Source organism: Ilumatobacter sp., from assembly GCF_965215205.1.
In the GTDB taxonomy this organism is placed as follows: domain Bacteria; phylum Actinomycetota; class Acidimicrobiia; order Acidimicrobiales; family Ilumatobacteraceae; genus Ilumatobacter_A.
In genome coordinates this window covers 4,035,438-4,052,832 of the sequence record NZ_OZ244049.1, presented here as the reverse complement: position 1 = coordinate 4,052,832, position 17,395 = coordinate 4,035,438, and the positions used below count along the sequence as shown (strand labels likewise).

The following is a 17,395-nucleotide window of genomic DNA, read 5'->3' as shown; positions in this document are numbered from 1 at the left end:
CCGAGCTCGTCGCCGGACGCCCCCGTCGTCGGGTCAGACGGCGACCAGGGAGATCGACGCCCGCCGATCGACGACCGCCGCCTGGTCCACGGTGATCCAGTCGCCGAGCGCGATCTCGTCGTCGTCGCCGGCGTGAGCAGCGACCACCAACTCACGCACCCCGCCCGAGACGGCCGGGACCGCCACCTCGAGCGCGCAGGCCGTGCCGTCCCACGCGGGCAGCTCGACCGCGGCCACCTCGGCCGGATCCGTGCTCGCGTCCGTCGCGTCGACCACCAGGACCCGCAGGCACGTCGGTGACGGGAGGGCGTCGCCCAGCGGCTCGATCTGCACGAGGACGCTCTCGCTCACCCGCCGCACACGTCCGTGCAGCGGCGCCGCCGGGATCGTCAGCGGGCGGAGGAGGCCGACGGGTTCGACGACGGGGACGTCGCCGATCCCCGGAACCCTCGTCGGCTGGTGCACCTGCGTGTCGTCCATCTGAACCTCCTCCTCAGCGCATCGGTCTGCGGGCGACCGAACTTGAGAGCACGAGTGGTTCGGATCGCGCCTGATACGTGGATCAGACGGATCCCCCGACCGGCGCGCTCGAACCTAGTAGCGCACCCCCGGCAGCTGCGGCTCGAAGTTCCCGGGCGGACCGTCGCCGGGTGGGCAGGAGGTCGTCGCCGGGCGCTGCGCGCCGGTCGGATCGGTCCAGGTGATCGAGAAGGTGTCGGGCGGGTCGGGCGGGGCGGCCCGTTCGACGTCGACGCCCGCTCCGATCAGGGCCGCCGCCTGCGGGGCCGCGAACGAGGTCCCGCTCCACGTCCCCCTCCCCTCCACGAAGACCTCCTCACCGGGGAGCCACGCCTCGACCCAGCCGCCGTGGTTGGAGAAGCAGCTCCGTGCGGCGTCGAGGTCCTCGCGCTCGGTGCCGACGATCGAGCCGACGCTCGTCACGACGTCGTCGAGGCCGAACTCGGTGTCCACGCCGAAACCGGCCGGCCACGAGATCTGATCGGTCTCGTCGTTGCCGGCCGACACGGAGAAGTGCTCGACGCGCTGACCCTCGACCAGGCGGAGCATCGTCTCGGCCAGCTCGACCAGGGGGTCGTCGGGCTCGATCCGATCGTCGCAGCGGTAGGTCCCCAGCGACATGTTGACGATGGTGCGGGTCCTGGTGGGGTCGATCCGCTGCAGGAGGGCGATCACGTCGTCGAGGACGAAGTACTCGCCGGCCGCAGGCGGTGACGGCGGGAGCGTGACGACGTCACCACCCGACATCGACTCGATCACGTCTCCGACGAAGTCGCCGTGGTCGGCCCCGTCGTCGATCACCACGTACCCGGCGTCGGCCGCGGCGCTGCGCTCGTCGTCCGACAGGTTCGGCTCGTGCCCGGGCCCGGCGCCGGGGTCCTGGGTGTCGCTCGGGTGGAAGCGGATGATGCCCTGGGGGAAGAAGACCGGGCGTTCGCCGGCCTCCGTCTCGACGAACGCCTCGGGGAAGCGGTCGTCGGCGCACACCCGGAACCGCAGCGCTTCGTCCCCGTCGGAGCGCTCGCACAGCGACGCCACGAACTGGAGGGCCTGGCTCTCGGGGTCGATGCCCCGACCCCCGTCCTCGCACGCCGTGACCGGCAGGTCGTCGGTCCCCTCGTCGGGCTCGGTGCCCTCGGTCGTCGTGCCGGTGACGTCGGTGGTGCCGGGTCCCGAGCCGCCGGTCGTGTCGGGCGCGGTGCCCGCCGTCGTGTCGCCGGTCGTGGCCTCGGTCGTTCCGGCGGTCGTGATCCCGGTCGTGTCGAGGGTCGTGGCGGTCGCGTGGTCGGTGGAGGGCGCCGAGGCGACGTCGCCGTCGTCGGAGCCGCAGGCCGCGGTCGCGACGGCGAGGGCCAGCGCGAGGGCTGCGGCGAGGCGGCGGCCTGGTGGTGGTGTCGTGGGCATGGGTCGTTCGTCTCCTCGGTGGTCTGCTCCCGCCACGAGTCGGTTCCGGGCGTCCTGATACCGATCGGCCCCGCCTGCCCACCGAGAGTAGCTTCCTCACCCATGGTGACGAACGTGGACGAGCTCCCACGTGACGACGCCGAGGTGCTGGTGCTCGCCAACAGCGACCCCCGTCGCGTCCTCGACGCCGCCGCTGCGGATCCCGGCGCGCCGTCGGTGACGGGGTGGCGGGCGGTCGCCATCGCGCACCGCGTCCTGGGCCACCTCGACGAGGCGCTCGCCGCGACCGCGACCGGGGTCGAGCGCGCCCTCGCCTCGGACGACCGGCGCGGGGCGGCGCTGTGCCGCTTGACGGCGGCACCGATGCTCGCCCAGCTCGGGGAGGTGGCCGGGGCGTTCGCGGCCCTCGACGACGCCGAGCAGGTGCTGCACGGCGTCGATCGGGCTGAGGTCCACTTCCAGCGCGGCGGCGTCCTCGGCCTCGTCGCCGACTACCGGCCGGCGCGCCGCGAGTACACGATGGCGCTCGCGGCCTTCCGGCGGGCCGGCCTGGTCGCGTGGACCGCGGACACCTTGATGAACCGCGGCCTGATGAGCGCCTACCTCGGCGCGACGCGCGCGGCGCGCTCCGATCTCGCCACGGCGGCCGAGCTGTTCGACGCCGAGGGTGACCGCATCGGTGCCGGCGCGGCCATCCACAACCTCGCGCTCGCGGCGCTGATCGCCGGCGAACCCCTCCGTGCGCTCGCCGACTTCGAGCGCGCCGACGAGCGCCTGTCCGCGGCGGGCTTCCCCGTCGAGCTGTTCCACGCCGACCTGTGCGCCGCGCTGCTGGCGGTGGGCCTGCGCGGCGACGCCATCGACGTCGCGACGGCGGGCGTGGCGGCGCTCGAGGCGGCGGGCAACGACCTCGAGGCCGCCACGCAGCGGTTGGTGCTCGCCACCGCGCTGGCGCACGGCGGTGACGTGGAGCGCGCCCGGAGCCACGTCGAGGCGGCGCGCACGGCGTTCGTCGCCCAGGGGCAGGGCCACCGGGCGCGGCGCGCCGAGCTGGCGCGCTGGTCGATCGAGCTCGCCTCCGGGGCCGACCCCGCCGAGGTGGGCGATCGCGTCGAGGAGCTGTGCGGCCGGTTCGCGCTCACCGGTCACGAGGAGTGGCACGGCGCGGCGCTGCTGGTCGCGGTGGACGCTGCCCTCGCCCGCGGCGACCTGGAGGCGGCCGCCGCGGCGCTCGGGCGTCACCGGCGCACGTCGCCGCCGTTCACCCAGCTCGTGCGCCGGTGCGCTCTCCAGGCCGAGGTCGTTCGGCGGCGCGGACGCCCCGGCGAGGCCCTGCGAGCGGCGCGGCGCGGGCTGCGACTCGTCGAGCGCGAGCGCGATCGCGCGACGACGATGGAGCTGCACGACTCGCTGTCCGACCACCTCGTCGCGCTCGGGCGGATCGGGGTCGGGTGCCTGGTGGCGTCGCAGCGGCACCGCGACGCCCTCGTGTTCGCCGAGCGGATCGCCCGGGTGCGCGAGGAGGCGGTCGACGCATCGGCGGAGGTGGGCGGCGCGCCGAGCGCGTCGGCGACGCTCGTCGAGCACCGGGCGGTGACGCGCGCGATCGAGGAGGCGGAGAACGAGCGGCGCGACCCGACGCCGCTGGTTCGCCGCCGACGCGAGCTGCGCCGGGCGGTGCGTGCCGAGCGGGCCCGGCGCGACCGCGGTCGGCGTGGCACGACCGGATCCATCGTGGCCCTGCCCGGCACCGCGACGGTGCGCCGCTTCGCCGTCGACGGGTCGTCGCTGTGGGCGCTCGACCTGGTCGGCGGCCGGGTGAGCGGCCGCCCGCTGGGGGATCTCGACGAGATCGAGGCGGCGTGCCGCGAGCTGACGTTCCGAGCGCGCCGAGCGCTGTTCGGCCGCACCGGGGACGCTGCCCTCCACGGGGTGGCCGCCGAGGTCGACGAGCTCCTCGGCCACCCCGGGGAGCTCGGCGGCGACGACGGCGTGGTGCACCTGGTGGTCGACTCCGCGATCCCGATGATCCCATTCTCGATGCTGCCGTCGCTGCGTTCGACCGCCTGGGCGCACTCGGTCCAGGCATCCGCCCGACCGGGGCCGGACCGCTCCGGGGCGTCCGGGTCGGTCGTGCTCGTGGCCGGACCGGACCTGGACAGCGCGGAGCGCGAGATCGACGCCCTCGCCTCCCTCCACCCCCGGGCTCGGGTGCTCACGGGTCCGGACGCGACCTGCGGCGCCGTGCTGGCGGCGCTCGACGGCGCCGAGCTCGTCCACGTCGCCGCGCACAGCTCGTTGAACACCGACAACCCGATGTTCAGCTCGTTGTCGCTCGCCGACGGCGCGCTCACCGTCCACGAGATGGGACACCTCGTGCGGCCGGCGAGCACGGTCGTGCTCGCGAGCTGCGAGTCCGCGACGTCGGTGGCCGTGGGGACGTCGTCGATCGGGTTGACCAACTCGCTGCTGCGCTTCGGCATCGGGTCCGTCGTCGGGTCGGCGTGCGAGATCCCCGACAGCGAGGCGACGGCCGGCGTCCACCGCCGACTCCACGAGCGCGACCTCCAGGACCTGCCGCGCGCCCTGCGGGACGTGCGCACGGACCCGTCCCTCGGCCACGACGAGGGCCTGGTCGCACGCGTCCTGATCCCGGCCACCCTCGCTCCCCGGGGGTGACCCGCACCGGCGGGCGGGCTCTCGTCGGGATCGCCGCGCCGTGCGGCCGGTCCCCGCGCCGCCGACGCTCGCCGGTGCGCGGTCAGCGCCGAGCCGGCCCGGGGCCGCCGACCGTGCCGGCCGCCGTCAGAGCCGGAGCCAGTCCGTCGTCGTTCGGCCGACGCCGGACTCGACCACGAGGCGCACCCGACCGTCGCGCCGCCCGGTGCGGAACCAGCCTCGGCGGTTGACCTCCAGGTCCGTGAGCTCGCCGTCGCCGGTCTGCAGGGCGAGGCGCAGATCGGGGAGCGCGGGCTCGACCTGGCCCGACACCTCGTCGCCGGTCACCTCGACGCTGATCTCGATGCCGTCCGACTCGAACACGATCGAGCGAGTGTCCGACGTCGAGCGGCTGGCCAGCGGCGAGACGAGGCTGTCGGAGACGATCTCGGCGAGCTCGCTCTCGAGGCGCAGCAGGCGCTGGCTCTCGATCGCGAACCGTCGCGCCGAGGCGGGGACCGGGTCGTGGCGATCGATCGCCTCGGCCAGCAGCTCGAAGGTCCGCTCGAGCTCGTCGCCGGCGCCGTCGGTGGCGTCGTCCGAGCCGCTCACGGCGTCCCTCCGAGGATCTGGGAGACGGCGCTCGTCGCTCGCAGCTTGCGCAGGCACCGCTCGCGGGTGGGTCCGATCGAACCCGTCTTCATGTCGAGCTGCTCGCCGATGACGTCGTAGGGGACCTTCGGTACGGCGACCAGGAGGCGCAGCAGCTCGCGGCAGCGCTCGTCGAGCTCGGCGAACCCCTCCCACACCAGTTCGCTGACCGCACGCTGCTCGGCGCTGGCGGCCGGGCCGGGCTCGGATGCGTCCTCGGTGTCGAATCGGTCGGTCGGCCGTTGGCGCGAGGCGTGGCGGATGACCGCGAGACCCTCGTTGCGCGCCGTCGTCGCGATCCACCCGGCGAGGCGCTCGGGGTCGCGGATCGTGTCGTGGCGCTCGACGAGGCGCAGCCAGACCGTGCCGAAGACGTCCTCGGCCTGGGCCCGGTCGAGGCGGAGCGAACGTGCGGCTCCCCAGATCGCCGGGCTGAGGCGCTCGACGAGCTCGGCCCACGCCTCGTCGTCCCCGTCGACCCCCAGCCGGAGCAGCTCTCCCGTCGAGCGGTCGGTGGACACGCGGGCGATCGTAGGCCCCCGTCGGGTGCGGGCGTGACACCGGGGTCTCGTGGTGGTGCTCATGGCTCCACGAGCGCGGCGGGGCGGTTCCGATACGCGACGGCTCCGGAGACGGCGGTCACGCCGGTCCGCGGATCGCGTATCAGTCGGCTCCCGCGGCTCTCGTCAGGAGGAACCGATCGCCGAGCCCGCACCGAGGAACCGCCATGTCACCCACCGCCCAACTCACGACGTCCGCCACCGTGGTGGCGCTGTCGCTGGCACCGCTCGCCGGGTGCGCCGGCTGGTCCCGGTGCCGGTCGCGACGGGTCGCCCGCCGCGAGCGTCGGCGACGCTGCGTCCCGTCCCCGCTGGCACCGTGGAGGCGGGCCGCCGCCGCGGCGATCGACGCCGGCGGCTGCTGGGGCGTCGCGACCTGGGCGTCGGTGAGCCTCGTCGGCGAGGACGCGGTCCTCGACGCCGCCTACCTGCGGACCTTCGCGACGTCGCTGGTGGCGTCGTGCGTCGCTCTCGCGGTGACCGCTGCGGTGAGCGGTCGCAGCCCGGGGAAGTGGGCGGCGGGCGGCCGCCTCGTGCGCTACTCGGACCCGCGCACGGCCGTGTCGGTGCCGCGAGCCGTCGCGCGCATCGTGCTGGCCGTCGTGGCTCCCGTCGGCGTGCTGCTCGTCGCCGACCGGGGTCGACGTGGGATGCACGACCACCTGACGGACACGATGGTCGTCTCCGCGCGGCGGGTGATCCCGGCGCGGTCCCACGCGGCGACGGTCGCCGACTCGCGGTCGACGGCACCGAAGGGCACCGACGCGACGGTCGGGGACCCGAGGATCGTGCGGTGGAGCGAGCCGTCGGCGCACCTGCGGCGCGACGCTGCGCGAGGCGTCGACGCATCGCTCGGACGTGCCGGCTGAGTCGGGGCCCGCCCGGCGCGACGGTGCTCAGCGGCTCGGTGACGGAGCGGTCGCGGAGGGCTCCGGCGCCGCCGTGACGTCGTCGCCCGACGCGTCCTGGCAGCGCGGGCAGCGGCCCCAGTAGACGACCTCCGCCTCCTCGATCTCGAACCCCGCGTCGTCCTGAGGGGTCAGGCACGGCGTCGCGTCGATCGCGCAGTCGACGTCGGCGAGGGCGCCGCACGACCGGCACACCAGGTGGTGGTGGTTGTCGTCCACCCGATCCTCGTAGCGCGCCGCGGATCCGGCGGGCTGGATGCGGCGGATCAGACCTCGGGCGACCATCGCGGCCAGCGCGTCGTAGGCGGCCTGGCGCGAGATCGCGCCGATCTCGGAGCGGGCGACCTCGGCGAGCTCGTCGGCGGTGGCGTGCGGCCTCGCCGAGATCGCACGCAGCATCGCCATCCGCTGCGCCGTGACGCTGAGACCCGCGTCGCGCAGGATCGTTGCGGAGCGCTCGGTCACCCCACTACTGTGGCCCGGAATTTGGACTCTGTCAAGTTCTGGCCGTCATCGGGAAGATCCTCGCTCCGTCGCGCACGGGTCCGCCGGACGGGTCAGGTGGCTCCCGCGTACCGGCTGTCGGAGTGCAGGCGACCGTCCGGGATGCCGAGCGCCTCGTCCGTCCAGATCCACACGCGCCACATCAGCCGATCGGGATCGGTGTACGGCTCGCGACCGTGCATCATCCGGTAGTTGTCGAACACGACCACGTCGCCGGGCTCCAGCCGGAACCGCGGCGCCTCCTCTCCGGCCGCCGAGACCGCCTCGTGCCAGACGGCGATCATGCGGGCGTCCTCCGCCGGATCCGCGCTGTCGGCGGCCGGGACCTGGAACGGGAAGCGCCGCAGCATCGGGCGACCTCCCGGAGCGCGACCGACGAGCGGGTCGAGGGAGCTGCGCATCCCGGGTTCGGTCTGCTCGATCGCGACGCTCGACATGCGTTCGAGGAGCGCGGCGCCGTCGGGGCGTGACGCGATCCGGTCGAGCACCGCGTGCCCGTCGACGGCGAAGGACTCGCCCCCGTACGGCGACGACCGCTCGCACGCGAGCAGGAAGTGGTCGGGGTACCGGTCGCCGTAGGCGAACCCGTCCGTGTGCGGCGGCAGCGGCATCGTCTCGTCGATCGCATCGGCCGTCTTGTCGCGCACCCCGCCGGCGCGGACCTCCGCCGGCGGAGGGATGCGTCGGATCGCCTCGCCGAACACCTCGTGCGCGACGTCGATCGCGCCCTGCGAGTCGATCTCGTCGCGGCCCGACATCACCGCGACTCCGTCGCGAGCGACCGCTCGGCGGACCTCACGGGGGTCGGGGCTGCGCAGGGGTCGATCGGGTTCCACGGGGCCTCCTCGGGCGTTCGGGACCGATGGACCGGACGGTTCATCGAGTCGGTGGACCACGATCGTCGACGTGCGTTTCGACTCGGTGATCGAGGTGTTGAGAGTGGGTTTCGGGCGCGCCGGCGCCGTGGGTACCGTCCCCGACGTGGCGGGACGGGGCGAGCGCGAGCGGTTGCTCGACCTGGTGACCGCCCACTGCCTCGAGCACGGCGTCGCGGACCTCACCCTGCGTCGGGTCGCGGCCGATGTCGGCACCAACAACCGGATGCTCCTCTACTACTTCACGTCCAAGGAGGGGCTGATCGAGTCGGCGCTGCTGCACGCCGTCGGCCGGTTCCCGCGGGTGGTCGGGGCGATCGACCTGCTGCACGACCGAGCGGCGCCCCTGGAGGAGCGGTTGGCTCGGTGCTGGCGGGAGATCTCGCACCCGGTGAACACCCCGTTCATGCGGCTCTTCTTCGAGGTGTTCGGACTCGCGGCCCACCGTCCCGAACCCTTCCGGACCTACCTCGACCGAGCGGGTCACGAGTGGAACGCCCGGGTCGAGGAGGTCCTCGTCGCGGAGGGGCTGCCACGACCCGACGCGGCGCTGCTCGGGCGCGAGATCGTGGCGCTCTGGCGGGGGCTCCAGTTCGACCTCCTGTCGAGCGGTGAGCGCGACGAGATCGACCGGTCCCACGACCGGGCGGCGACCTGGATCTCGCACCGCGTGCGCCGAGCCATCGGCGACCGTGCGGGCGGCGGCGACGGCGACGCCGCCGCCGCCCTCCGTGAGTGAACCGGACAGTTCAACAGCGCTCAACGAGGAGGAAACACGCAGGACTCGCGGGTCTCCTTGACTGTTCGTCGTGACCTCGACGTCGGCACTCCGGGATCTCGAGGGGCCGGCCCCCGGCGACGGCATCCACGTGCGTGCGCTGTCCAAGGAGTTCGTCCTGCGCGAGCAGATCGTGCGCGCGATCGACCACGTCGAGCTGTCCGCCGACGCGGGATCGTTCACCTCGCTGATCGGTCCGTCCGGCTGCGGGAAGTCGACGGTGCTGCGGGTCCTGGCCGACCTCGAGACGCCGACGAGCGGATCGGTCACCGTCCACGGACGGGCGCCCTCGGCGATCCGCGAGGCGGGCCGCCTCGGCATCGCCTTCCAGGATCCGGCCCTGCTCGGTTGGAGGACGGTGCGTCAGAACATCGAGCTCGCCCAGCGCATCACCGGCCAGACGGTCGACCGCCGCGCGATCTCGGGACTCATCGAGCTGGTCGGCCTGGTCGGCTTCGAGGACGCCCGCCCCGCGCAGCTCTCGGGCGGGATGCGCCAGCGCTGCGCGATCGCACGGGCCCTCGTCACCGAGCCCGACGTCCTCCTGCTCGACGAACCCTTCGGCGCGCTGGACGAGATGACCCGGCGCCAGATGAACCTGGAGCTGCAGAGGATCTGGACCGAGCGGTCGGTCACCACCCTCCTGGTCACGCACTCCATCGAGGAGGCGGTCTTCCTCGCGGACACCGTCGTCGTCATGTCACCGCGCCCGGCGCGGATCGCCGACGCGGTGACGGTCCCGTTCGGCCGGCCCCGAGGAGCCGAGCTGCTGAGGTCGCCGGAGTTCCACGAGGTCGTCGACCACCTCTCCGACGTGCTCTTCGCGGGTGGTAGCGCCCGTGGCGCGAGGTCCGCGTGACCATCGCGCTCGGACACCGGCGCGCCCGTTCGGTCGGGCTGCGACCCGTCCGCGTCGGCGCGCTCGCCCGGTCGACGATCGGGATCGTGGCGTACCTGGTCCTGTGGGAGGTCGTCGGCCGTCGTGGCTGGTTCGGCTCCACCTTCCCGCCGCTGTCGGACATCGTGGCGACGCTCACCGGTGCGCAGCGGCGACCGGTGCTCGCGCGCGCCTTCTCCTCGACGGCGTCCGCCGCCGGCATCGGGCTCGTGCTCGGAGTGGTCGCGGCCGTGTCCGGCGCGGCGCTGTCGCTCGTCGCGCCTCCCCTGCGGCGCGGGATCGACCAACTCGCGATCATCCTGCACGCGGTCCCCGTGATCTCCCTCGCCCCCCTGTTCATCGTGACGATCGGCCGCGAGGGCACCCCGATCGCGATCGCCGCGCTGTCCGCCGGCTTCGCCATGTTCGTCGCGGCGACCGCGGCGGTGGAGGCGGCGCGACCACCCCAGCACGACGTGTTCACGGCGCTCGGGTCGGGCGCGGTCCGTCGCTTCGTGGATCTCCAGCTCCCCGCATCGATCCCGGGGATGGTCGACGGGCTGCGCCTCGCGGCGCCGGCCGCTCTGCTCGGAGCGGTCCTGGGCGAGTGGTTCGGCGCTCCGCGCGGGCTCGGCGTGCTGATCGTGAGCGCGATGCAGAACTACCAGATCGAGCTCCTGTGGGCGGCGGCGCTGGCGACGGCGCTCACCTCGATGATCGTCTACGGGATGCTCACCCGGCTCGCTCGCGTCGCATCGCGCAGGTGGCCGTCGTGACCGGACGGGGCGCCGAGCGTCCGACGGGTGCGACGGCGGCGCGAGCGGCGACGACCCGGGAGGTGCGCCGATGGCGATGATCGAGACCGATCCGGTCGACGCCGACGCGCCGGCGACCGTCGACGCCGTCGCGCAGGACGCGGCGCGCTCGACGGCGTCGCCGCCGATCGACGCCGACGGGCCCGCGACCGCGGGATCGGACCGTGCCGTGGCGACCGCCCCGGCCTCGTGGCCCGTGCGCGCCCGACGGACGGTCGGCGACGCGATCTCACGGTGGTGGGCCGTGGCCGCCGTCGTCGCCGTGTGGCAGCTCTGGGTGCAGCTCGCCGACTTCAACAGCATCGTCCTGCCCACCCCGGTCGACGTCGTGCGCGACATCGTCGCTCACCCGGGCGCCTACGCCGGCGACACCGCTCGGACCCTGGTGCTCGCCCTGCTCGGGATCACGGCGGGGATGGGGATCGGCATCGGGGTCGCGGTCGCGGCGTGGGCGTCGCCGATCCTGGCGGGCGCGACCGGGCCCCTGGTGCTGATGCTGCGCTCGATCCCGATCGTGGCGGTCATCCCCGTGATCGCCCGCGTCGTCGGGTACGGCAACCAGGTGGTCCCCGTCGTCACGGTGCTCCTCGCCTTCTTCCCGGCCTACGTGATGACGACCTCGGGGCTGCGATCGGCGTCGCCCGCATCGCTCGACGTGTTCGCCGCGCTCGGCGCCGGCCGCTCCTGCGTCCTGCGCCGGCTGCTCGCTGGCTCGGCGATGCCGAACATCGCCGTGGCGCTCCGCCTGAGCGCGTCCACGGCCGTGCTCGCCGCGATGGTCGCCGAGTTCCTCTCCGGCACCACCGGCCTCGGGCGGCTCTTCTCGACCGCTCGCACCCGCTTCGACAACGAGCGAGCGTGGGGCGCTGCGCTGATCGCGACCGTCGCCTCCGTGCTGTTCTTCCAGCTCTCCCTCCGGATCGAGCGCGGCGTGCGCCGCCGCTACCGCTGAGCCGAGCTCGCGGGATCGTCCCACCCGACCCCGTCCCCCCGTCCCCCTCCGAACCCCGAACCACGAAACCGAGGAGCTCCGTGCCGTCGACGCCGCCCACCCCCCACCTGATCATCCCCGGCGCTGCGGTCGGACGTCGGCGCTTCCTGCGCCTCGGTGTCGCCGGTCTCACCGCGGTCGGGATCTCACCCCTGGTCGCGGCCTGCGGCAGCGACGGCGAGGCCGATCCGGCTGCGTCCGCCGACACGTCGGCCGCCGACCCGTCGACGGCGGCGACCGCCGGATCGTCGGCGCCGGCCGCGACGGCGTCGGTCGAGACCCGCTCGATCAGCGCCGCGATGGGGTGGATCAAGAACGTCGAGTACGCCGGGTCGTGGCTCGCCATCTCCGACGGCGACTACGAGGCGGCCGGCATCGACCCCACGTACCTGGCCGGAGGCCCGAACGCGCCGCAACCGCCCGTGTCCGTCGCGGCCGGCGACGCTCAGATCGGCATCTCGGCGAACATGCAGAGCCTCCTCGACGCGATGGGCGCGGGCAACGACTTCGTGGTGTTCGCGACCCAGTACCAGGCGTCGCCGGGGGCGGTGCTCTCGCTCGCCGAGCGTCCGGTCCGGACCCCGGAGGACCTGGTCGGGACCACCTTCCTCGGTCAGGAGGGCGTCAACGAGCAGATCGACTCCGTGCTCCAGATCGCGGGTCTGGAGCGAGACTACGAGTTCGTCGTCGCCGGGTTCACCCCCGACCCCCTGCTCGAGGGCCAGGGCGATGCGTACTCCTGCTTCGCCGTCAACCAGCCGATCACGCTCGAGCAGCAGGGGCTGGTCGAGGGGGAGGACTTCTTCGTCACCCCGTGGGCCGACCTCGGGTTGCCGTCGTACGCGAACCTGTTCTTCGCCGAGCGCTCCTACTTGGAGGCCGAGCGCGACGCGATCGTGCGCTTCATGCGGGCGACCATCACGGGGTGGGAGCGCAACGCGCTCGACCCCGAGGTCGGCGCCCGCCTCGCGGTCGAGGAGTTCGGCTCGGACCTCGGGCTCGACATCGACCAGCAGGTGCGCCAGAACGAGCTGCAGATCCCGTTCATGCTCAGCGACCTCACCGAGTCGTCCGGGCTGATGCGCCTCGACGCCGAGCGGTGGGACGGACCGATGGCCGACGCCTACGTCGCCTCGGGCCGCGAGTCGATGCCGGCGGCCGCCGACGTGATCGACCTGACCCTGCTCGACGAGGTGTACGGCGAGTCCACCTCGCTGCTCGACGGCTGACTCGACCCGTCCCTCCACGTCACGAACCCACCGACATCGCCCCGAACCCGCCTCGACCACGAACCCCAGGAGCCCCACCCATGTCCCACTCGATCGACACCGCCGACCGACTCGTGTCACCCCACGACGGCAGCCCGACCGATCTCGACGCCCTCGCGGAGGAGTTCCGACGCGAGGGCTCGGTGATCGTTCGCGGGCTGTTCGACGACGCCGAGCTCGCCGACCTCGAGGACGCCCTCGTCGAGCTGCAGCGAGGCGTCGCCGAGGGCACCCTCGACCGCGCCCGCCACTCCGGGGACTACCTCACCTCGGCGAGGACGGTTCGCTCCCGTTCGTCAACTACGTGAAGGGCGTGACGGACCTGTCGCCGGTCGCGGACGCCGCGTTCCGGCACCCGGTCATCGTCGAGCTCCTGACCCGGTGCTTCGGCGGGGTCGAGCCGTGGATGTTCTCCGAGGCGCGCAGCGAGCGCTTCGGCGTCGTGTACCAGGACGCACGGCCGGGCCAGGAGAGCGGCTACACCCGGATCGGTTGGCACTCCGACCACCAGGCGTACCCCAACTCGGACTTCTTCCCGTCGATCGCGCTGACGTTCCACATCGACGCCACCTCACCGGCGAACGGCTTCCTCCGGGTCGTGCCGGGGAGCCACCTCGGTGGCACCGACGGCATGCCGCTCGGGTTCGAGAAGATCCCCGGGGAGGTCGCGGTCTACTGCGAGCGCGGCGACGTCCTGCTGCACCACAGCGATCTGTGGCACAGCGCGGCGCGCGCCACCGAGGACCCGCCGGGGGGCGTCCGCCGGCACATGCGCGGCGGGTGGAACACGGGCCGCGAGCCCGCCGACGACGAGGTCCTCGAGGAGTTCAACAAGAACGCGGCGCGCTGACGCGCCCGCCGACGGGGCGCGCTCAGCTCGGCGCGGCCCGGTCGTCGCGGTCGGCGAGGTCGTGGGGTCCCGACGCCAGGTAGCCCGCCGCCGCGCGGACCGCCCGCCCCCACGGCAGCAGCAGCTCGATGAGCTCCTCGGCGTCGTCGCCCAGGGCGTCGAGCACCGGGCGCATCTGCTCGTCGGTGCGCACCTCGACACCCTCGCGCAGCTCCCGTCCCGCCTCGGTGAACCCACCGTCGGCGTCGAGCGCCCCGCGGGTGCGCAGGGTCTCGGTGGCGTGGTCGAAGTCGGCGTCGCTCCACCCCCGCGTCCGGGCGTAGCTGCGCTGCGGGAGCCCCCAGAACAGCTCGGTGAGCAACCCGATCTGCACCGCGTCGAGCCCGGCGTCGACCCAGGCGGCGGTGTGGCTGTCGCCGCGGTACTCGCGCAGCAGGTCGCCCCGGCGCCAGATCACCCCCAGCGGGTGGTCGGGAGCGTCGAGCGCCGAGATCCCGGCCGCGAGCGGGCGGCCGCCGATGCGCAGCCCGTCGCTCGCCCGCACCAGCAGCTCCTCGACGCGCTCGCGGCCGTCGGGATCGGCACCGAGCACCCGCTCGAGCTGCTCGAGCGCCCCCGCGTCGCGCGCCGCGCAGATCGTGTCCGCGTCGGTCAGCGTCCAGCCGTGCTCCACGCCCGGGACGACGACCTTCGGGTCGAACACGGCGAAGGCCGCGGCGACGACCTCGCCGCGCACCTGTCCCATCAGCGACCCCCGACTCGTCATGTACGCCGGCCCGTCGGGGAGGGCGACCCCGCCCGAGTCGGCCGGCGACGCGTCGAAGCCGAGATCGACGTAGCGGCGGTGGCACTCGGGGGAGAAGTAGACCTGCCCGATCACGGGCTCGAGCGCTCCGCCCAGTCGTCTAGCGGTCGTGGCGGCGTCGGGGGTGTCCATGGCCGGACCGTAGCCACGGCGCACCGGCCGTTCCCCGATCGGAGGCCTCGGGATCGACCGGAGCGAGGCGTCCGTGGGACGATGGCGCCAGGAGGTCCCAGATGAGTGATGAGTCCGTGCGGGAGACCGTGGAATCCGTGGAGAGCGACGTCGACGTGGACGTGGTGGTGGTGGGAGCCGGCGTGGCCGGGCTTTACCTGCTGCACCGGTTGCGTGCGATGGACCTCTCGGCGCGCGCGTTCGAGACCGGCGACGACGTCGGCGGCACCTGGTACTGGAACCGGTACCCGGGCGCGCGCTGCGACGTGCAGAGCGTCGACTACTCGTACTCGTTCGACCCCGAGCTCGACGAGACCTGGGAGTGGTCGGAGCGCTACGCCACCCAACCGGAGATCCTCGGCTACCTCCAGCACGTCGCCGACAAGCACGACCTGCGTCGCGACATCACCTTCTCCACCCGCGTCGACGGCGCGACGTGGGACGACGACGCGGCGTCGTGGACCGTGCGCGTCGAGCCGGCGGAGGGAGGCGACGTCGAGGCCGTGACCTGCCGGTGGTACGTGATGGCCACCGGGTGCCTCTCGGCGCCGAAGTCGCCCGACGTCGAGGGCCACGAGCGCTTCGCCGGGGAGGTCCACTTCACGAGCCGCTGGCCCCACGAGGGCGTCGACTTCACCGGTCGCCGGGTCGGCGTGATCGGCACGGGGTCCTCCGCGATCCAGTCGATCCCGATCATCGCCTCGCAGGCGAGCGAGATCACCGTGTTCCAGCGGACGCCGAACTTCGCCGTCCCCGCACGCAACGGCCCCGTGCGCGACGACAAGCGCCGCGAGATCGAGGCCGATCGGGTCGCCTACCGCCACGAGGCGCGCTGGTCGCCGGCCGGCGTCCCGCGCGAGGTCCCCGAGGAGAGCGCGCTGCAGGTGTCGGCGGAGGAGCGCGAGCGCCGCTACGAGGAGGCGTGGCAGGAGGGGACCATCTTCTCGATGCTCGGCGCGTTCAACGACCTCATCGTCAACGCCGAGGCGAACGACACGGCGGCGGAGTTCGTGCGGGGGAAGATCCGCGAGACCGTCGACGACCCCGACACCGCCGAGTCGCTGTGCCCGACCGACTACCCGATCGGCACGAAGCGCCTCTGCCTCGACACGAACTACTACGAGACGTTCAACGAGGACCACGTCACCCTCGTCGACCTGCGCGAGGAGCCGATCGCGACGATCACCGAGGCGGGCATCGACACCGCCGAGCGGTCGTTCGAGTTCGACGACCTCGTCTTCGCGACCGGCTTCGACGCGATGACCGGAGCGATCGTCGCCGTCGACATCGAGGGCCGCGACGGGACCGAGCTGAAGGACCGGTGGGCCGACGGGCCGCACACCTACCTCGGTCTGATGACCGTGGGGTTCCCCAACCTGTTCATGATCACCGGGCCGCAGAGCCCGTCGGTGCTGTCGAACATGGCGGTCTCGATCGAGCAGCACGTCGATTGGACGTGCGACGCGATCGCGCACATGCGCGATCGCGGCTTCCGCGTCATGGAGCCCACCGAGGACGCCGAGCGCGGCTGGGTGCAGCACGCCAACGACTACGCCGACATCACCCTGTTCCCCCGGGCCAACTCCTGGTACATGGGGGCGAACGTGCCCGGCAAGGCTCGCGTCACCCTGCCCTACGTCGGCGGGGTCGATCGCTACCGCGGGATCTGCGATTCCGTCGTCGAGCAGGACTACCTCGGGTTCGCGCTCCGCGGTCTCGACGACGAGCGGGTCAACGACGGCGTCGTCGCCCGGGTGCAGCCCGACGTCACGATCATGCTCGAGACGATGGAGGAGCTCCAGATCCCCGAGATCCACACGCTGTCGGTGGACGAGGCGCGCGGCCTGATGCAGGCGATGGGAGCCGAGAGCCCTCCCGGGCCCGATGTCGGCGAGATCGTCGACGGCTCCCTGCCCGGGGCCGACGGTGACCTCGACTACCGCCTGTACCGCCCCGACACCCCGGGGCCGCACGCGATCGTCGCGTACTTCCACGGCGGGGGATGGGTGCTCGGCGACACCACCTCCGACGACCCGCTCTGCCGCGACCTGTGCGTCCGCTCGGGCGCGGTGGTCGTGTCGGTGAACTACCGCCACGCCCCCGAGGACCGGTTCCCGGCGGCTGCCGACGACGGTGTCGCCGCGGTCCGCTGGATCGCCGATCACGCGACCGAGCTCGGCGGCGTCCCGGGCGAGCTCGCGGTGGCCGGGTGGAGCGCCGGGGGCAACGTCGCGGCCGTCGCGTGCCAGCAGCTGCGCGATGCCGGGGGTCCGCTGATCTCCGGTCAGCTGCTGATCAACCCCGTGATCGACTGCGACCTGTCGCGGGCCTCGTACGCGGAGAACGGCGAGGGCTACGGCCTGACGACCGCGTTGATGTCGTGGTTCTGGGACCACTACGCGGACGAGACCGAACGCTGCGATCCGAAGGCGTCGCCGATCCGGGCGGACGACCTGTCGGGCCTGCCGCCCGCCGTGATCGTCACGTGCGAGTTCGACCCGCTGCGCGACGAGGGGCGGGCGTACGCCGAGGCGCTCGAGGCCGCCGGCGTCGACGTCCGCCACATCTCCGGTCGAGGGCTGATCCACACCGCGATCGGGGCGGTCGACGTCCTGTTGTCACCGGTCCCGTACCGCGAGGAGATCGCGGCGGGGCTGCGCGGCTTCTTCCGTTCCCCGGTGTCGGCGACCGCGTCCGTCGGCTGAACGGACGCCGGCGTCGCCCGACCCGGCGCGTCACGGCGCAGCCCCCGGTGCGTGCC

17 protein-coding genes are annotated in these 17,395 nt (G+C 73.5%); 10 read left to right on the top strand and 7 right to left on the bottom strand.

The window, feature by feature from the left end; translation table 11 throughout:
- Positions 1-33 precede the first annotated feature (33 nt).
- Together ACOOHC_RS19045 and ACOOHC_RS19040 are read right to left on the bottom strand one after the other, a co-directional pair.
- A complete protein-coding gene (locus ACOOHC_RS19045; protein WP_420451943.1) occupies positions 34-480 on the bottom strand; it encodes a hypothetical protein in 447 nt (148 codons plus the stop codon).
- A gap of 114 nt (positions 481-594) precedes the next feature.
- Positions 595-1,923, bottom strand: a complete 1,329-nt coding sequence (locus ACOOHC_RS19040) for a S8 family serine peptidase (RefSeq protein ID WP_420451942.1) — start codon at positions 1,921-1,923, stop codon at positions 595-597.
- A gap of 102 nt (positions 1,924-2,025) precedes the next feature.
- Here ACOOHC_RS19040 and ACOOHC_RS19035 point away from each other — a divergent pair, with 102 nt between their 5' ends.
- Positions 2,026-4,602, top strand: coding sequence for a CHAT domain-containing protein (locus tag ACOOHC_RS19035; RefSeq protein WP_420451941.1), 2,577 nt, complete (start codon positions 2,026-2,028; stop codon positions 4,600-4,602).
- A gap of 126 nt (positions 4,603-4,728) precedes the next feature.
- Here the strand turns inward: ACOOHC_RS19035 and ACOOHC_RS19030 are convergent, their stop codons facing one another.
- Positions 4,729-5,193, bottom strand: coding sequence for a hypothetical protein (locus ACOOHC_RS19030; RefSeq protein WP_420451940.1), 465 nt, complete (start codon positions 5,191-5,193; stop codon positions 4,729-4,731).
- A complete protein-coding gene (locus tag ACOOHC_RS19025; protein WP_420451939.1) occupies positions 5,190-5,753 on the bottom strand; it encodes an RNA polymerase sigma factor in 564 nt (187 codons plus the stop codon). The genes ACOOHC_RS19030 and ACOOHC_RS19025 overlap by 4 nt, the downstream gene beginning before the upstream one ends.
- Before the next feature lie 206 nt (positions 5,754-5,959).
- Here ACOOHC_RS19025 and ACOOHC_RS19020 point away from each other — a divergent pair, with 206 nt between their 5' ends.
- Positions 5,960-6,661, top strand: a complete 702-nt coding sequence (locus ACOOHC_RS19020) for an RDD family protein (protein ID WP_420451938.1) — start codon at positions 5,960-5,962, stop codon at positions 6,659-6,661.
- Between the two features lie 27 nt (positions 6,662-6,688).
- Here ACOOHC_RS19020 and ACOOHC_RS19015 read toward each other — a convergent pair whose 3' ends face one another.
- The gene (locus ACOOHC_RS19015; protein ID WP_420451937.1) at positions 6,689-7,165 is read right to left on the bottom strand and encodes a Fur family transcriptional regulator; all 477 of its coding nucleotides are present in this window, start codon (positions 7,163-7,165) and stop codon (positions 6,689-6,691) included.
- A gap of 92 nt (positions 7,166-7,257) precedes the next feature.
- Positions 7,258-8,100, bottom strand: coding sequence for a TauD/TfdA family dioxygenase (locus ACOOHC_RS19010; RefSeq protein WP_420451936.1), 843 nt, complete (start codon positions 8,098-8,100; stop codon positions 7,258-7,260).
- A gap of 10 nt (positions 8,101-8,110) precedes the next feature.
- Between ACOOHC_RS19010 and ACOOHC_RS19005 the strand changes: the two genes are divergently transcribed.
- The 7 genes from ACOOHC_RS19005 (at position 8,111) to ACOOHC_RS18975 (ending at position 13,658) form a co-directional block, all read left to right on the top strand.
- On the top strand, positions 8,111-8,818 hold the full coding sequence (locus ACOOHC_RS19005) for a TetR/AcrR family transcriptional regulator (protein ID WP_420451935.1): 708 nt from the start codon (positions 8,111-8,113) through the stop codon (positions 8,816-8,818).
- A gap of 70 nt (positions 8,819-8,888) precedes the next feature.
- Entirely contained in the window at positions 8,889-9,716 is an 828-nt protein-coding gene (locus ACOOHC_RS19000; RefSeq protein WP_420451934.1) for an ABC transporter ATP-binding protein, read from the top strand.
- Complete coding sequence (locus ACOOHC_RS18995; protein WP_420451933.1) at positions 9,713-10,510, top strand: ABC transporter permease; 798 nt, start codon at positions 9,713-9,715, stop codon at positions 10,508-10,510. The genes ACOOHC_RS19000 and ACOOHC_RS18995 overlap by 4 nt, the downstream gene beginning before the upstream one ends.
- 70 nt (positions 10,511-10,580) lie before the next feature.
- Entirely contained in the window at positions 10,581-11,501 is a 921-nt protein-coding gene (locus ACOOHC_RS18990) for an ABC transporter permease (protein ID WP_420451932.1), read from the top strand.
- Between the two features lie 80 nt (positions 11,502-11,581).
- Entirely contained in the window at positions 11,582-12,769 is a 1,188-nt protein-coding gene (locus tag ACOOHC_RS18985) for an ABC transporter substrate-binding protein (protein WP_420451931.1), read from the top strand.
- 80 nt (positions 12,770-12,849) lie between these two features.
- Positions 12,850-13,116: a hypothetical protein gene (locus ACOOHC_RS18980; RefSeq protein ID WP_420451930.1), complete on the top strand. Its 267-nt coding sequence runs from the start codon at positions 12,850-12,852 to the stop codon at positions 13,114-13,116.
- 5 nt (positions 13,117-13,121) lie between these two features.
- The gene (locus tag ACOOHC_RS18975; RefSeq protein ID WP_420451929.1) at positions 13,122-13,658 is read left to right on the top strand and encodes a phytanoyl-CoA dioxygenase family protein; all 537 of its coding nucleotides are present in this window, start codon (positions 13,122-13,124) and stop codon (positions 13,656-13,658) included.
- A 22-nt stretch (positions 13,659-13,680) separates the two neighbouring features.
- Here ACOOHC_RS18975 and ACOOHC_RS18970 read toward each other — a convergent pair whose 3' ends face one another.
- A complete protein-coding gene (locus ACOOHC_RS18970; RefSeq protein WP_420451928.1) occupies positions 13,681-14,595 on the bottom strand; it encodes an SCO6745 family protein in 915 nt (304 codons plus the stop codon).
- Between the two features lie 101 nt (positions 14,596-14,696).
- On the opposite strand from ACOOHC_RS18970, the gene ACOOHC_RS18965 reads away from it, so the two are divergent.
- Positions 14,697-17,339 (top strand): flavin-containing monooxygenase, encoded by a 2,643-nt coding sequence (locus ACOOHC_RS18965; protein ID WP_420451927.1) that lies wholly within the window; start codon positions 14,697-14,699, stop codon positions 17,337-17,339.
- The last annotated feature ends 56 nt before the right edge of the window (positions 17,340-17,395 follow it).

Excerpts from the sequence above, each read along its gene's own strand:
- ACOOHC_RS18965 (WP_420451927.1), top strand. The coding sequence starts at position 14,697 with ATGAGTGATGAGTCCGTGCGGGAGACCGTGGAATCCGTGGAGAGCGAC.
- ACOOHC_RS19040 (WP_420451942.1), bottom strand. The coding sequence starts at position 1,923 with ATGCCCACGACACCACCACCAGGCCGCCGCCTCGCCGCAGCCCTCGCG.
- ACOOHC_RS19035 (WP_420451941.1), top strand. The coding sequence starts at position 2,026 with ATGGTGACGAACGTGGACGAGCTCCCACGTGACGACGCCGAGGTGCTG.
- ACOOHC_RS18980 (WP_420451930.1), top strand. The coding sequence starts at position 12,850 with ATGTCCCACTCGATCGACACCGCCGACCGACTCGTGTCACCCCACGAC.
- ACOOHC_RS19045 (WP_420451943.1), bottom strand. The coding sequence starts at position 480 with ATGGACGACACGCAGGTGCACCAGCCGACGAGGGTTCCGGGGATCGGC.
- ACOOHC_RS18970 (WP_420451928.1), bottom strand. The coding sequence starts at position 14,595 with ATGGACACCCCCGACGCCGCCACGACCGCTAGACGACTGGGCGGAGCG.
- ACOOHC_RS18990 (WP_420451932.1), top strand. The coding sequence starts at position 10,581 with ATGGCGATGATCGAGACCGATCCGGTCGACGCCGACGCGCCGGCGACC.
- ACOOHC_RS19020 (WP_420451938.1), top strand. The coding sequence starts at position 5,960 with ATGTCACCCACCGCCCAACTCACGACGTCCGCCACCGTGGTGGCGCTG.